General features: G+C 70.8%; 10 protein-coding genes and 2 pseudogenes. 10 read left to right on the forward strand and 2 right to left on the reverse strand.

Annotation, left to right across the window (positions count from 1 at the left end; all coding sequences use genetic code 11):
- The first annotated feature begins 178 nt into the window (after positions 1-178).
- The 5 genes and pseudogenes from NRF20_RS22705 to NRF20_RS22725 all read left to right on the forward strand — a co-directional run.
- The gene (locus NRF20_RS22705; RefSeq protein WP_398628437.1) at positions 179-1030 is read left to right on the forward strand and encodes a M24 family metallopeptidase; all 852 of its coding nucleotides are present in this window, start codon (positions 179-181) and stop codon (positions 1028-1030) included.
- Positions 1027-2799 (forward strand): SDR family oxidoreductase, encoded by a 1773-nt coding sequence (locus NRF20_RS22710; RefSeq protein WP_413753192.1) that lies wholly within the window; start codon positions 1027-1029, stop codon positions 2797-2799. The genes NRF20_RS22705 and NRF20_RS22710 overlap by 4 nt, the downstream gene beginning before the upstream one ends.
- Before the next feature lie 23 nt (positions 2800-2822).
- Complete coding sequence (locus NRF20_RS22715) at positions 2823-3773, forward strand: MerR family transcriptional regulator (RefSeq protein ID WP_398628612.1); 951 nt, start codon at positions 2823-2825, stop codon at positions 3771-3773.
- 165 nt (positions 3774-3938) lie between these two features.
- Positions 3939-4481, forward strand: coding sequence for an RNA 2'-phosphotransferase (locus tag NRF20_RS22720; RefSeq protein WP_398628435.1), 543 nt, complete (start codon positions 3939-3941; stop codon positions 4479-4481).
- Between the two features lie 92 nt (positions 4482-4573).
- A pseudogene (locus NRF20_RS22725) lies at positions 4574-4816 on the forward strand (LLM class flavin-dependent oxidoreductase); the annotation flags it as partial.
- A 54-nt stretch (positions 4817-4870) separates the two neighbouring features.
- Here the strand turns inward: NRF20_RS22725 and NRF20_RS22730 are convergent.
- Positions 4871-5270 (reverse strand): annotated as a pseudogene (locus NRF20_RS22730) (DNA-binding protein).
- Positions 5267-5521 carry a hypothetical protein gene (locus NRF20_RS22735; protein ID WP_266425616.1) on the reverse strand — a complete coding sequence of 85 codons (255 nt, stop codon included), beginning with the start codon at positions 5519-5521 and terminating at the stop codon, positions 5267-5269. The pseudogene NRF20_RS22730 and the gene NRF20_RS22735 overlap by 4 nt, the downstream one beginning before the upstream one ends.
- 130 nt (positions 5522-5651) lie before the next feature.
- On the opposite strand from NRF20_RS22735, the gene NRF20_RS22740 reads away from it, so the two are divergent.
- The 5 genes from NRF20_RS22740 (at position 5652) to NRF20_RS22760 (ending at position 14288) form a co-directional block, all read left to right on the forward strand.
- Positions 5652-7895, forward strand: coding sequence for a plasmid pRiA4b ORF-3 family protein (locus NRF20_RS22740; protein WP_413753193.1), 2244 nt, complete (start codon positions 5652-5654; stop codon positions 7893-7895).
- A 94-nt stretch (positions 7896-7989) separates the two neighbouring features.
- Positions 7990-10863 carry a DEAD/DEAH box helicase gene (locus NRF20_RS22745; protein WP_413753194.1) on the forward strand — a complete coding sequence of 958 codons (2874 nt, stop codon included), beginning with the start codon at positions 7990-7992 and terminating at the stop codon, positions 10861-10863.
- Positions 10860-12095 (forward strand): SWIM zinc finger family protein, encoded by a 1236-nt coding sequence (locus NRF20_RS22750; RefSeq protein WP_398628433.1) that lies wholly within the window; start codon positions 10860-10862, stop codon positions 12093-12095. Before NRF20_RS22745 ends, NRF20_RS22750 begins: the two co-directional genes overlap by 4 nt.
- A 241-nt stretch (positions 12096-12336) precedes the next feature.
- The gene (locus NRF20_RS22755; RefSeq protein WP_398628432.1) at positions 12337-13236 is read left to right on the forward strand and encodes an LLM class flavin-dependent oxidoreductase; all 900 of its coding nucleotides are present in this window, start codon (positions 12337-12339) and stop codon (positions 13234-13236) included.
- A 185-nt stretch (positions 13237-13421) separates the two neighbouring features.
- The gene (locus tag NRF20_RS22760; protein WP_266359740.1) at positions 13422-14288 is read left to right on the forward strand and encodes a Cof-type HAD-IIB family hydrolase; all 867 of its coding nucleotides are present in this window, start codon (positions 13422-13424) and stop codon (positions 14286-14288) included.
- Positions 14289-14331 lie beyond the last annotated feature (43 nt).

Here is a 14331-nt window from a genome sequence, read left to right on the forward strand (position 1 = left end):
CCAGGCGTACGGACCCGTAGGGGGCCAGCACGGGGGAGGAGTCCGGAGGTCGGGGGAAGGGCCTACCCGGGTTGTCCACAGGTCTCCGCACACCTCTTGACGTAGTCGCCGGACATTGTCACATTCATCAGTGTCACGTTACGGGCACGTACCGCACACGGCAGGGACGGACGGTGGCATGACCTCGGCAGTGAAGGACGAACAGGCCCCGGAGCTACGGGGGTTCAGAGAAGTCCAACGTCTCGCGTACGACTGCGCCGAGGCGGTCGCCGGCCGGCTCACGCCGGGGGTGACCGAGCGCGAGGCCGCCCGCATGCAGCGCGACTGGCTGCGCGAGCGCGGGGTTCGGGACTGGTTCCACCTCCCCTTCGCCTGGTTCGGGGACCGCACGGCGTTCGTCGGCTTCAAGGTGCCCCTGCAGTTCTTCCCGACCAACCGGAAGCTGGAGCCGGGGATGCCGTTCATCCTCGACATGGCCCCGGTGTACAAGGGCTTCACAGCGGACATCGGCTACTCCGGCTGTCTCGGGCTCAGTCCCCTGCACGACAAGCTCCTGGCCGATCTGGAAGTGCACCGTGAGCTGATTCTGCGCAAGGTGCGGGAGCGGCGTTCGCTGCGCGAGATCTACGAGGGCGTCGAACGCCTGATGATCAAGCAGGGGTACGTCAACAGGCATCGCGCCTACCCCTTCGGTGTCATCGCCCACAAGATCGACCGCGTCGCCGAGCACCGCTGGTCCCCCCATGTGTTCGGCTTCGGCACCCAGTCGCTCAAGGGCCTGATGAGCGACGCACTGCACGGACACCGGGACGGCTGGTCGCCGCTGTGGAGTCCGTACCGCTTCTCCGACCATCCGCCGCAGCCCGGGCTGTGGGCGGTCGAACCCCACCTCGGATTCCGGGGTACGGGCGCCAAGTTCGAGGAGATCCTGGTGGTCACCGACTCCAAGGACCCCGAACAGAGCGCCTTCTGGCTGGACGACGATCTGCCGCATGTGCGGCGCTGGGCCGAGGAAAGGGCGGCGGCATGAGCCTGCCGGGAGCGCGCGAGCGCCGGGTGCGTACGGGCGGAATCGAACTGTGTGTCGCCGAGTTGGGCGACGAGGGACGGCCGACGATCGTCCTCGTGCACGGCTACCCGGACAGCAAGGAAGTCTGGACGGATGTCGCCAGGCAACTGGCCCACCAGTGGCACGTCGTGCTGTACGACGTGCGCGGGCACGGCCGTTCCACAGCGCCGGCACCCTTGCGCGGCGGCTTCACCCTGGAGAAGCTCACCGATGACTTCCTGGCCGTCGCCGACGCTGTGAGCCCGGACCGGCCGGTGCATCTGGTCGGGCACGACTGGGGGTCTGTCCAGTCCTGGGAGTTCGTCACGGTCAAGCGGACCGAGGGCCGGATCGCCTCGTTCACCTCGATGTCCGGTCCTTCCCTGGACCATTTCGGGCACTGGATCAAGCAGCGGATGACCCGGCCCACCCCGCGCCGGGTCGGCCAGTTGCTCGGCCAGGGCGCCAAGTCCTGGTACGTCTACATGCTGCATACGCCGGTCCTGCCCGAGCTCGCCTGGCGCGGCCCGCTCGGAAAGCAGTGGCCGCGGATTCTCCAGCGACTGGAGAAGGTTCCCGCGGGTGACTATCCGACGCCCTCCCTGCCCAACGATGCGGCGCACGGCGCCTGGCTCTACCGCGACAACGTCCGGGCCCGGCTGCGCAGACCCCGTACCGACGCCTATGCGCATGTACCGGTCCAGCTGATCACGCCTACCGGAGACATCTTCCTGTCGGAGAAGCTGTACGACCAACTGGAGCTGTGGGCGCCCCAGTTGGTACGCCGCTCCTTGCCGGGCAAGCACTGGGTGCCGCGCACCAGGCCGGACCGGCTCGCCTCCTGGATCAGTGAGTTCGTGGCAGCCAACGAGGCGGCGCGGGAGGATGGCCGACCGGTGCAGGACACCGCGCCGACCGGGGCGTACGGGGACCGGTTCGGCGGACAGCTGGTCCTTGTCACGGGCGCGGCAGGCGGCATCGGGCGGGCCACCGCTTTCGCCTTCGCCGAGGCGGGCGCACGGGTGGTGGCCGTGGACCGGGACGCGGAGGGAGCGGCCAGAACGGCGGAGATGGCCCGGCTGATCGGCTCCCCGGCAGCCTGGGGCGAAGCGGTCGACGTCAGTGACGAACAGGCGATGGAGAAGCTCGCCGAGAAGGTCGCCACCGAGTACGGCATCGTCGACGTCCTGGTCAACAACGCAGGCATCGGCCTGTCCGGCTCCTTCCTGGAGACCACGAGCGAGGACTGGAAGAATGTCCTCGACGTCAATCTGTGGGGTGTCATCCATGGCTGCCGGATCTTCGGCAAGCAGATGGTTGAACGTGGCCAGGGCGGCCATATCGTCAACACGGCTTCCGCCGCCGCCTATCAGCCTTCCCGGGCGCTGCCCGCATACAGCACTTCCAAGGCGGCCGTACTGATGCTCAGCGAGTGCCTGCGGGCCGAGCTCGCCGACCGGTCGATCGGGGTCAGCGCGATCTGCCCCGGCATCGTCAACACGAACATCACCGCTACGACGCACTTTGCGGGTGCCGACGCCGCGGAGGAGAAGCGTCTGCAGAAGCGGACCAGCCGGCTGTACGGGCTGCGCAACTATCCGCCGGAGAAGGTCGCCGACGCGATCCTCAAGGCAGTGGTGCGCAACCGGGCCGTCGTGCCGGTGACACCGGAGGCCCGCGGCGCCCGGTTCCTGTCCCGGTTCAGTCCCGGTGCGCTGCGCGGGATCGCCCGGCTGAAGCCGCCGCTGTGAGTGGCACCGGGCAGTCGTCGGCGATGGCCGGCCGGTCCGCCGCCGAGTACCGGATCGAGGACCTGGCGCATGCGAGCGGCGCCACGGTCCGTACGATCCGCGCCTACCAGGACCGCGGCCTGCTGCCGACGCCGGAACGGCGCGGCCGGGCCAATGTGTACCGGGACACCCACCTCGCCCGGCTCCGGCAGATCGCCGATCTGCTGGATCGCGGGTACACCCTGGCCAGTATCAAGGAACTCCTGGAGGCGTGGAACACGGGCCGCGGTCTGGGCGGGGTGCTCGGGCTCGTCGCCGAGGTGCACGGCCCCTGGACGGACGAGCAGGCCGACCGGATCACCCGGGCCGAGCTGAACACCAGGTTCGGTGGCAGCCCGGACGACGAGGCCATCGCCGAGGCGGTGGCGCTCGGCGTACTCGAACGCATCCCGGGACGGGACGACGAGTTCCTGGTTCCGAGTCCTCAAGAGCTCGCAGTGGCAGTTGAGTTGTATGCAGCCGGTGTACCGCTCAGTGCAATCTCGGGCCATCTCAGGGAACTTCGCGGCCAGGTCGAGCAGATCGCTTCGCGCTTCCTGGAGTTCACCACGGAGCACGTCTTCGCGCGCTATCTCGGTCATCGTCCGCCGACGGAGTCGGACGCGGCAGAAGCGGCGGCCATGGTGCGCAGGCTGCGTCCGCTCGCTCAGCAGACGGTGGACGCCGAACTGGCGCGTGCGATGCGGACGTTCGCCACCAGGCATCTGCGGCACCATCTCGGCTCCGACACCCCGCTCACCCCGGATGCCTCGATCCCCATGACGCGCCAAGTGGATCTGCCACCGGAGACGATTCGCTCCGTAGAACGACTGGTTGGTCCGGAGAACGTGTCCGCCTTCGTCGCGGCAGCGGCAGAACGCGAGGTACAGTCAAGGACATTGGATGCACTTACCTCATCTGCCAATGAAGTAAAGCATACTCCCCAAAGCGGTTGATTCTTCAGGCCCTTGTCCACAGAATCGCCAATTATCCTGTGGATAACTCAAGTTGGCTGTGGATCAAACCTGTGGACGAAATTCACTACAGCGAATAAAATTGCTGTAGTGAATCGGGGTGAAATCCGGATGCGAGTGAGCGACCACCGCGGGCACTCTGACGGGATGGACGACAGACGCACTATCAAGGTGTCCAAGTACCTCTCGAAACACCTGCGGCACCAGCCGGAGCGGATCGGAATCACGCTCGATGCCAACGGCTGGGTGACGATCGACGAACTGCTGCGCGCCACGGCCCGCAACAACTTCCCCATCACCCCGGCCGAACTCGACCATGTCGTCGCCGTCAACGACAAGCAGCGCTTCGCCGTCGAGGACGGCCGCATTCGTGCGAGCCAGGGCCACACTGTCCCGGTCGATCTCGCTCTCCCGCCGGCCGAGCCGCCCGCGTACCTCTACCACGGCACGGTGGGCCGCGTGCTGGACGCGATCCGCAGCGAGGGCCTGCGTCCCATGGCCCGCACACACGTCCATCTCTCACCCGACCGCGAGACGGCGACCAGGGTCGGCGCCCGGCGCGGCCGCCCCGTCGTCCTGTCGGTGGACGCGTCCGCGATGCACCGCGCGGGCCACACCTTCTATGTCAGCGCCAATGGCGTCTGGCTCACCTCTGCCGTACCGCCCGCATTTCTGCGTTTCCGCGACTGATCCCGGCGGCTGATCCCACGACCGGTCCCGCCGAGGGCCGGTGTGCTTCCACGAAGACGCCCACCGGTTATCGGACCCGTAAGGTCGTAGTCATGCGTCTGAGCACTGTGATTCTGCCCATCCACCGCTGGAGCGAGGGCCAAAAAGTCTGGCAGCACGCCGAGGAGCTGGGGTTCCACGCTGCCTACACCTACGACCATCTGGCCTGGCGGACCTTCCGCGACGGCCCGTGGTTCGGCGCGGTACCGACCCTCACCGCCGCGGCCGCCGCCACCCAGCGGCTGCGCCTGGGCACCCTCGTCACCTCAGTCAAGCCTTTTTCACCCATCACGGTGTGACCAGGACGGATTCCCTCCGGGGCCGGCGCACGGGCACCTGCGCCCGTCCGCTCAGATGCCGATGAGCCGGACACGGCCCCACACAGCCGCGTCATGTCGTCGATGTCGGACGTCAATACGACCACCGGCCCCCGGCTGGCGCAGTGCCACCTCGGCGACTGTCCGTCGATCGCGTATTTGTGGCCGTGCAGGCCCGCGGCCTTGAGCAGTTCCGCGGACGCTTTCGCCGCGCCCTCGGTCACCGGCTCTACTTTGACCCGGGGCAGCGCCCACCGCAGCCGAGGCATGTTCACGCGTGCACGGCTGACTTCCACAATGGTGTTGGCGTCGATGACGAAATCGGCACCATGGCGTGGAGCACCTGGAACACGGCAAGGATCTTGCGGTCCTGCGCGATCCAGGCGGAGAGTCCTTGGGATTCCGGGACCACGGTCTCGGCATGATCGTTCACGCCGCGCTCGCCGACCCGTCGGCGCTCGCCGTCCCGGAGATCCTGGAACGGGCCTCCGCCAGCTCCTCCTCGGTGAAGGCCCCGTGTTCCTCCTGGTGGCGCAGCAGGTCCGCCCCCAGAAGCTGGTGCCGCAACTGCCGCGCCACCGCCTCGGCGACATAACCGGAATCGTTGTCCGTGAGCTTCCTCAGTTCGGCGACCTGCGTCCGCGAATGGCGGGGCCGCGAGGTCGGTGCGCGGACGCAGGGTATCCGCTGCGAGCGATACCGGGGCCCCCACGACCGAAGTGGCCTCCGCCGAAGTGATCCGGTTTGGGCTGGGTCACACGCGACCGTCATGCTGGGGCCATTCGAGCGGCCTCGGACGGGTGGGAGACAAAGGATGCGACGAGACACGGGGGCGGCACCGTCCGATCTCCAGCTGAAGATCGCGCTGCACGGCACCCAGCCGCCTCTGTGGCGGCGCCTCGTACTGCCGTCCGACACCTCTCTTCGCACCCTGCACGACGCCGTCCAGGCCGCCTTCGGCTGGCAGGGTGGCCATCTGCACCTCTTCACCGACGAGTCCGGCCGGGTGTACGGCGACGCGGCCCGGCTCACCGACATCGATCTCGGCTTCGGCCCCGGCAGCAGCGACCAGCACGCCACCGCGCTCGGTGATGTTCTGCCCGAGGACGGGGCGCGGCTGCGCTATGTCTACGACTTCGGCGATGACTGGGAGCACCGGATCACGCTGGAGAAGACAATGCCGCGACCGGTCGGCGCGGAGCGAGCGGTGCGCTGCGTCGGCGGCCGTCGTGCCGACGTACCGGCTGAGGACATCGGCGGGGTGTGGGGCCTGGGCGAGGTACTGGCACGCCTCGAAGTACCCGACAGGGCGGGAGACGGCCCGTACGACGAGCTGGTCGCCGAGCTGCGGTCGGCCGGCTACGACCCGGCAGCCTTCCCCCGGGACGGGATCGCTGAGCGGCTGGCCCGTTTGACGCCGGACACGGTGCCCGGTACGGCGAAGCCGTCGGCCGGTACCCGGGCCGGGCGCGGCGGTGGGGGACAGCCGGCTGCCGAGGACACGGCATCGTGCGCCTGCGGGCGCTGCCGAGGGTCGGGCGGCCCGGTCGACCTCGGAGTCGACGGACCGGTCGCGAGTATGCCCGTGCTGCGCCCGGTCACCCTGGCTCCGCGGGAGGACCTCGCGGCGGCTGTGCGGGATGTCCCGCTCTTCGATTCGGCGCTGCGGCTCACCACCTGGTGTCGCGAGGGACGGCAGGTCACCGCGAGCCGGGTGCTGCGGCCCGCGCTCGCCCGTGAGGCCGTCGAGGATCTCCGGCTATGGGAGTTCGCCGACGAGGCCTCGCCGTACGCCGAGGCCGCCGCCCGGGCCCGTGCGTTGAAGGCGCTGCGCAGCGCCAAGGACGTGGACGTTCTCGACGAGCCGTGGAGTTTCGCCGTGAACCGCGGGCTGATCACGATCAGCGGGGGCCGCGCCTGGGGCGGCGAGACGGCCGACTTCGCCGACGAGAATCTTCTGGAGCTCTGGTCCGTCACCCTGGGCGACCTGCTGGAGGAGATCGACGAGACGGGGGTACTGGACGAACCCGGCGAGCTGGGCGAGCTGTCGGCCGAGATCGCCGACGCGCTGATCGGGCAGCTGTACGACGCCCTGGACGGCGCCTGGGTGGAGATCGACGACCTGCGGGCGAAAGCCCGAGAGGCGGGTGCTGAAGGGCCCGAGCTCGATTTCCTCCTGGCCTTGTTCGCGACGGCCTTCCGGGGCCTGGCGGAAGAGCTCGCCCACCTGGGCGCGGTGGAGTTCGTGCCCGGTGACCATGATGTCGTCGCGGCCGAGGATCTCCTGGCCACGCCCCTGAACGCCGTCAGCGGGCGCGGGCTCGCCGGTTCGGATGCCTGGTCGGACGCGTCGGGCCGGCCGTGGGACCACGAGAACGGGGACCGCATGCGGCTCACCCCGCTCGGCCGCCACGGGCTGCGCGCCTACCTGATGGAATGCGGTGCGCTCGCACCGCTGCTCGGCGAGTACGCCGAATCCGACGCAGACACCCTCCTCCAGGGCCTTCTGGGCTACTCCCCCGAGGAGACGCGCCAAGAGGTCGAAGGGTGGCTGAAGCACCGTTCCGGGGCCGACGCCGCGGTGGGACTGCTCGACGCCTGTGCGGGCGACGGCCCCGACATCGCGGCCAGACGCGCCGTGGTCCAGCCGGTGCTGGCCGTACTCGACGACTCGCGAGCACTGCGCGTGCTGCGCAAGGCGGCGGACTCCGACGTCGAGGGATGCCGCCAGGTGGCCGCCGCGGCCCTGGGCGCACGCCCTGAGGCGGACGCGTACGCGGATGCGGCGCGCGCGGAGCAGGCCCGGTTGTGGCTGTTCATCGACGGTCTCTCGCTCTTCGTCGGTGCCCAGGAGGACGAGGAGCTGCTCCTGGGCTTCCAGGAGAACCCGAACGTGGCACCAGAGGTGCTCGAACAGCGGGTGGACGACCTTTGGCGAGTGGAGCACCCGGCCACCGCCCAGGTGCTTGCCGAGCTGGGCGAGAGCCTGCGCGACGTCGACAAGCGGCTGGCCAAACGCATCCGCACCGCGGCGAACAAGGCGCGCTCCCGCCGGTGACGGCGGGGCGGCGGAACTCACCGGAGAACGACCGGTACGTGGTGATGAGTGAGGCACGGTGCGGCTCGCTCACAGAAGGATGGAGTTGAGGAAGGTGGCACGAGTCGTCGCACGGGAGCCGGGCACGGGCCGCAGGAGTGTGCTGCCGCTGGCGGCACCTGAGTCGGCCTCCTGGGCGCGGGGCCTGCTCGACAACGGCTGGGCGGCGGTGTTCCTGCCCGGGGAGCCCGCCCGCCTCGGCCGACTGCTGCTGTGGCAGCCCGCCGGGGCGGCCGCCGCCGAGGACACGGCACCCACCGGCGTCGAGACCGACACGGCGGAACTGGTGCTGCCGCACGGCCGTTCGGTCAGGCGGCGCAAGGTGACGGGCCACGCGCTGCCCGCCGCCCTCGCCGTCGCCGCCCTGACCGGGGCGCAGCCACCGAATCCGTCCGCCGCCGCCTGGCAGGCCGCCGCCCGCCTCGCGCTCCGGCTGCTCGCCGACGGCCGCCTCCACCCCGCCCTCACCCCCGCCGGCTACGACACCTGGCAGGCGGGGCCTTACACCGCCGCCCAGCGTCAGACCCTGGACGCCCTCGCCGCCGCGTTCCCGCCCCACGCCCACTGTCTGCCCGAGCCCGGCCCCCCTCCGGTGCGGATCGCCGAACCCGCCGCGCTGGTACGCCAGTTCTGCGACGCGGTCGCCGACGACCTGGTCCGCACCCCGGCCGCGCCGCTCGCCATGGGGGCGCTGCCGTACGCCTGGCGCGAGACGCGTGCCGTACCCGCCCTGCGCGAGTGGGCCGAGGAGACCGCCGCCGCGTTCACCGCCGATGTCGGCGTCTCCTTGCGCGTCGACCCCCCGGAGGGACGGCGCCGAGTGTTCCGGGCCGTGCCGCAGCTGCACACCGCGGCGGATCCGGGGCTCGTCGTCGAGGCCGCCCGGCTGTGGAGCGAGCCGGACGAGGTGGAACGGCTGCTCGGCCCGCGCGCCGAGACCGAGACGCTGCTGGCGCTGCGCCGCGGAGCCCGCGCCTGGCCTCCGCTTCAGCGGCTGCTGAGGGACGCCGCTCCCGACGAACTCCGCCTGTCCGACGACGAGGCCCTCGACCTGCTGGGCGACGCCACCGACACACTGCGTTCGGCCGGCATCGACGTGCACTGGCCGCGTGAGCTGGTCAAGGCACTCACCGCGACCGCGGAGATCGGGCAGCGCACCGCCCCCGGCTCCAGTGCGGGCGGACTCCTCGGCGCCGACGCAATCCTCGACTTCCGCTGGCAGATCTCGCTCGGCGGCGAGCCGCTCACCGAGGCCGAGATGGACGCCCTCGCCGAGACGCGCCGCCCTCTGGTCCGGCTGCGTGACCAGTGGGTGGTCGCCGACCCGAAGCTGGTGGCCCGCGTCAGGCGCCGCCGGATGGAACCGCTCACGCCCATGGAGGCGCTGAGCGCCACGCTGACCGGCGAGGTGGAAAGGGACGGCGAGCAGATCCCCTGTGAGGCGGTCGGCGCGCTCGGCGACCTCGTCGCCCGTATCCGCGATCCCGAGTCACGTACTCCTGCCCCGCAGCCCGCCGCGCTCAAAGCCATGTTGCGCGACTACCAGAGGCGGGGCCTCGCCTGGCTGGCCGAGATGTGCGAGCTCGGCCTCGGCGGCTGCCTCGCCGACGACATGGGCCTGGGCAAGACCATCACCCTTCTCGCCCTGCATCTGCACCGCCAGACCGACCCCGCGACCGCCGGCCCCACCCTCGTCGTCTGCCCAGCCTCCCTGCTCGGCAACTGGGAGCGCGAGGCGGCCCGGTTCGCGCCGTCCACTCCCGTGCGCCGCTACCACGGCGGCGAGCGCCACCTCGACGACCTGGCCGGCGACGAGATCGTCCTGGTCACCTACGGGGTGCTGCGCCGCGACCGCGAAGCCCTCGCCGGGACCGACTGGTCGCTGATCGCCGCGGACGAGGCGCAGCACGTCAAGAACCCCTACGCCGTCACCGCCCGCGAGCTGCGCGCCCTGCCCGCCCGCGCCCGCGTCGCCCTCACCGGCACGCCCGTGGAGAACAACCTCTCCGAGCTGTGGGCGCTCCTCGACTGGACCACTCCGGGGCTCCTCGGCCCCCTCGCGGCCTTCCGTGACCGGCACGCCCGCGCCATCGAGTCGGGCGAGGCCCCCGAGGCCGCCGAACGCCTGTCCCGTCTCGTGCGCCCTTTCCTGCTGCGCCGAAGGAAGTCCGACCCGGGAATCGCGCCCGAGCTGCCGGCCAAGACCGAGACCGAGCGGGTCGTGGCGCTGACGGCCGAACAGGCGGGCCTCTACGAGGCAGTGGTCCGCGAGACCATGGCGAAGATCGAGGAATCCGAGGGCATCGCCCGCCGCGGTCTGGTGCTCAAACTACTGACTGGGCTGAAACAGATCTGCAACCACCCCGCCCAGTACCTGCGCCAGTCCACGCCGCTCGGCGGCCGCTCCGGCAAGCTCGACCTGCTCGACGAGCTGCTCGGCACCATCACCGCCGAGGGCGAGTCGGTGCTGGTCTTCACCCAGTACAAGCAGATGGCGACCCTCCTGGAGAAACATCTCGCCGAACGCGGCACCCCCACCCTCTTCCTGCACGGCGGCACCCCCGTCGCGCGGCGCGAGGAGATGGTGGAGCGCTTCCAGCGCGGTGAGGTACCGGTGTTCCTGCTGTCGCTGAAGGCGGCGGGCACGGGACTCAACCTCACCCGCGCCACCCACGTCGTGCACTACGACCGCTGGTGGAACCCTGCGGTCGAGGACCAGGCCACCGACCGCGCCTACCGCATCGGCCAGGACAGGCCCGTCCAGGTGCACAAGCTCATCGCGGAGGGCACCGTAGAGGACAAGGTGGCGCAGCTGCTGGAGTCCAAGCGCACGCTCGCCGACGCCGTCGTCGGCTCCGGCGAGGCCGCCCTGACCGAGCTGTCCGACGCCGAACTCGCCGAACTCGTCGCCCTGGGAAGGCAGTCATGACCCGCGCACTCCCCGGCCAGCGCCGCGCACCCGCCCGCGGCAAGCGCGCCTTCGCCACGACCTGGTGGGGCCAGGCGTGGGTGACGGCCCTGGAGGACTCCACCCTGGACGCCGGACGCCTGTCCCGCGGACGTACCTACGCCCGTCAGGGCAAGGTCGGCCCAGCCGATGTCGCCCCGGGCCGGGTCAAGGCCGCCGTCCAGGGCAGCCGGCCGAGCCCGTACCGCTCCTCGGTCCGTCTGCCCGTCCTCACCGACGCCCAGTGGGACACCCTGCTCGACACCGTCGCGGCCCGTGCCGGGCATCTGGCGGCGCTCCTCGACGGCGAGATGCCCGCCGAACTCGTCGACGACGCCCGCCAGGCGGGCGTCCCCCTTCTCCCTCAGCCCACCGAACTCGACCCGGACTGCTCCTGCCCCGACTGGGGATACCCCTGCAAACACGCCGCCGCGCTCTGCTACGCCATCGCCGCCGCCATCGACGCCGACCCGTTCGTGCTCTTCGCGCTGCGCGGCCGAGGCCGCGAGGAGGTCCTCGCCCAGCTGCGCACACGCCGTACGGTGCCCCGGCAGGCAGCGAGCCCGCCGGCCCCGACCGGCGTCCCGGCCTCCGCCGCGTACACCGACTGGGCCGAACACGCCCCCGGGCTGCCAGAACTCCCCGCACCGGCCGCCCACACCACGACCCTGCCCGTAGCCCCACCACCCGGCAGCGGCCTAACCTCCACGGACCTGGAGCACCTCGTAGCCGACACCGCCTCACGCGCCGTACGGCTCCTCGCGGGTGACACCGCCGACCTGCACCTGACCCAGCACCAGGACACGGTACGGATCGCCGCGTGCAGCCCCGGCCCCGAGTGGTTCCACCACCTGATCGTGAACACCGGCACCAGACCGACCGAGTTCGCCCGCCTCACCCGCGCCTGGCGCCACGGCGGCACGACGGGCCTCACCGTCGCCGAACAACCCCACACCCCAGCCCCGGCGACGATGTCGGCCGCCCGCGCCACTCTGACCACAGCCCTCACCGAGATGACCACCACACCCGGCCCTCTCCGGACCTGGCGCAACCGCCTCACCCTCACCGACCACGGCATCCAGCTGCGCCTGGGCCCCGACACCTGCTGGTACCCCTACCTCCAGGATGACGACGGCGAATGGTGGCCCGCGGCACCGGCCGATACCGACCCGATCACAGCGCTCACCGCGGTCTGGCAGCAGACCGGGGCGTGACACGAACGACAGGCCCGTGGGCGGTGGGGCACAAGTCCACGTCACTCGCGCCTCGTTCATGCATCATGCGCTGACCTGCGAAACCGACCGGCACCCTGCTCTTGCGGACTCCGGTGACCGACTTCGGGACAGTGCTGCGGTCAGAGGCCGACGAGCCGGACCTTGCTGCCGCACAACCGGGACAAGTCGTCGACGTCGGACGTGAGGATGGCGGCCTTCGGCCGCCGCGTAGGCTCTGCCCATGCGTCTGAGCACCGTGATCCTTCCGATCCACCCCTGGACCAAGGGGAAGAAAGTGTGGCAGCGAGCCGAGGAACTCGACTTCCACGCCGCCTACACCTATGACCACCTGTCGTGGCGGAGCTTCCGCGACCAGCCCTGGTTCGGTGCCGTACCCACCCTTACCGCTGCCGCCGCATCAACCGCGCGTATCCGTTTGGGAACGCTCGTGACGTCCCCCAACTTCCGGCACCCCGTCACGCTCGCCAAGGACCTCATCACGCTGGACGACGTCTCCGACGGACGCGTCACTCTCGGCATCGGCGCGGGCGGCAACGGCTTCGATGCCACGACGCTGCGCCGGAGCGACGAGGAGCCGTGGACGCCGCGCGAACGAGCCGACCACTTCGATGAGTTCGTACCGCTGCTCGACCAGTTGCTGCGTGAGCCCTCGGTGACGTACGAAGGCCGGTTCTACGCGGCAAACGAGGCCCGGAACATCCCCGGCTGTGTACAGCGGCCCCGGCTGCCGTTCGCAGTGGCCGCCACCGGGCCGCGCGGGATGAAGCTCGCCGCGCGGTACGGCCAGGCCTGGGTCACCACGGGCGACCCGAAGCTGTACGAAGCGGGGACCCCGGAGCAGTCCGTTGAGGCCATCCGCGGGCAGCTCACCAAGCTGGGCACGGCCTGCGAGTCCATCGGCCGGGATGTCGGCGAGCTGGACAAGATCCTTCTCACCGGTTTCACGCCGGACCGCCCGCTGCAGTCCTTCGACGCCTTCGTGGATTTCGCGGGCACCCACTTCGCACTGGGCTTCACGGAGATCGTCATTCACTCGCCGATCCCGGACTCCGACTTCGCGGCGGACGAGAAGGTCTTCGAGCGCATCGCCACCGAGGGCCTGGCCCAGCTCGGCCGCTGACGGACCCTGCTCGGCCACTGACAGACCCGGCTCGGCCGCCGGCCGGGCGGCCACGAGCGCCGATCGGCCCGGCTCTACCACTCGGAGACCTCTGGCACCAGGCATGTTCCGCTGGTCAGGGGCGCGCATCCTCATATGTGCGCCCCTCTGCACGCCCGTGCGCCTTCGTACGCGAGAATGGGCGCGTGACCTCAGCTACCGACTCGCCTTCTCCTGCCGCTCCCCGGCTGATCGCCACCGACCTGGACGGCACCCTGCTGCGCGACGACAAGACGGTCTCGGACCGTACGGTCGCCGCGCTCGCCGCCGCCGAGGAGGCCGGTATCGAGGTGTTCTTCGTCACCGGACGCCCGGCCCGCTGGATGGATGTCGTCAGCGATCACGTCCACGGACACGGCCTGGCGATCTGCGCGAACGGCGCCGCGGTCGCGGATCTGCATGCGGACGGCAAGCTGGTAAAGGTCCGCCCGCTGGGGCGCGACATCGCCCTCGACGTCGTACACACACTGCGCGCCGCCGACCCCGGCGTCTCCTTCGCCGTCGAACTGACCACCGGCATCCACTACGAACCGGCCTACCCGCCCTTCCACCTGGACCCGGGTGCCACCGTCGCCGTCGCCGAGAAGCTGCTCCACGAGGAGACGCCGGGTACCGGCGCCCCCGTGCTGAAGCTCCTCGCCCACCATGCCGAACTGGCCCCGGACGACTTCCTCGCCCTGGCCCGTACGGCAGCCGGCCACCAGGCCTCCTTCACCCGGTCCAGCCCCACGGCCCTGCTGGAAATCAGCGGCCCCGGAGTCTCCAAAGCCAGCACCCTGGCGCTCTGCTGCGCCGAGCGCGGCATCTCGCCCGCCGAGGTCGTCGCCTTCGGCGACATGCCCAACGACGTGGAGATGCTGCGCTGGGCGGGCACGTCGTACGCGATGGGCAACGCCCACCCGGCCGCAATCGCCGCCGCCTCCGGCCGGACCGCCACCAACGGCGACGACGGCGTCGCGGTAGTCATCGAGCGGATCCTCGCCGAGCGCCGGTCGCCCGACGCGGCACGCTGAGGCCCGCGCCCGGCAGCGTCCCCGCCGGCCGGGCCCCTGAGCG

The sequence above is a fragment of the Streptomyces sp. R-74717 genome (genome assembly GCF_047305335.1).
In the GTDB taxonomy this organism is placed as follows: Bacteria; Actinomycetota; Actinomycetes; order Streptomycetales; family Streptomycetaceae; genus Streptomyces; species Streptomyces atratus.

Bases quoted from the DNA above. Each gene is read 5' to 3' on its own strand.
- NRF20_RS22755 (WP_398628432.1), top strand. From the start codon at position 12,337: ATGCGTCTGAGCACCGTGATCCTTCCGATCCACCCCTGGACCAAGGGG.
- NRF20_RS22715 (WP_398628612.1), top strand. From the start codon at position 2,823: ATGGCCGGCCGGTCCGCCGCCGAGTACCGGATCGAGGACCTGGCGCAT.
- NRF20_RS22720 (WP_398628435.1), top strand. From the start codon at position 3,939: ATGGACGACAGACGCACTATCAAGGTGTCCAAGTACCTCTCGAAACAC.
- NRF20_RS22740 (WP_413753193.1), top strand. From the start codon at position 5,652: ATGCGACGAGACACGGGGGCGGCACCGTCCGATCTCCAGCTGAAGATC.
- NRF20_RS22705 (WP_398628437.1), top strand. From the start codon at position 179: ATGACCTCGGCAGTGAAGGACGAACAGGCCCCGGAGCTACGGGGGTTC.
- NRF20_RS22750 (WP_398628433.1), top strand. From the start codon at position 10,860: ATGACCCGCGCACTCCCCGGCCAGCGCCGCGCACCCGCCCGCGGCAAG.
- NRF20_RS22710 (WP_413753192.1), top strand. From the start codon at position 1,027: ATGAGCCTGCCGGGAGCGCGCGAGCGCCGGGTGCGTACGGGCGGAATC.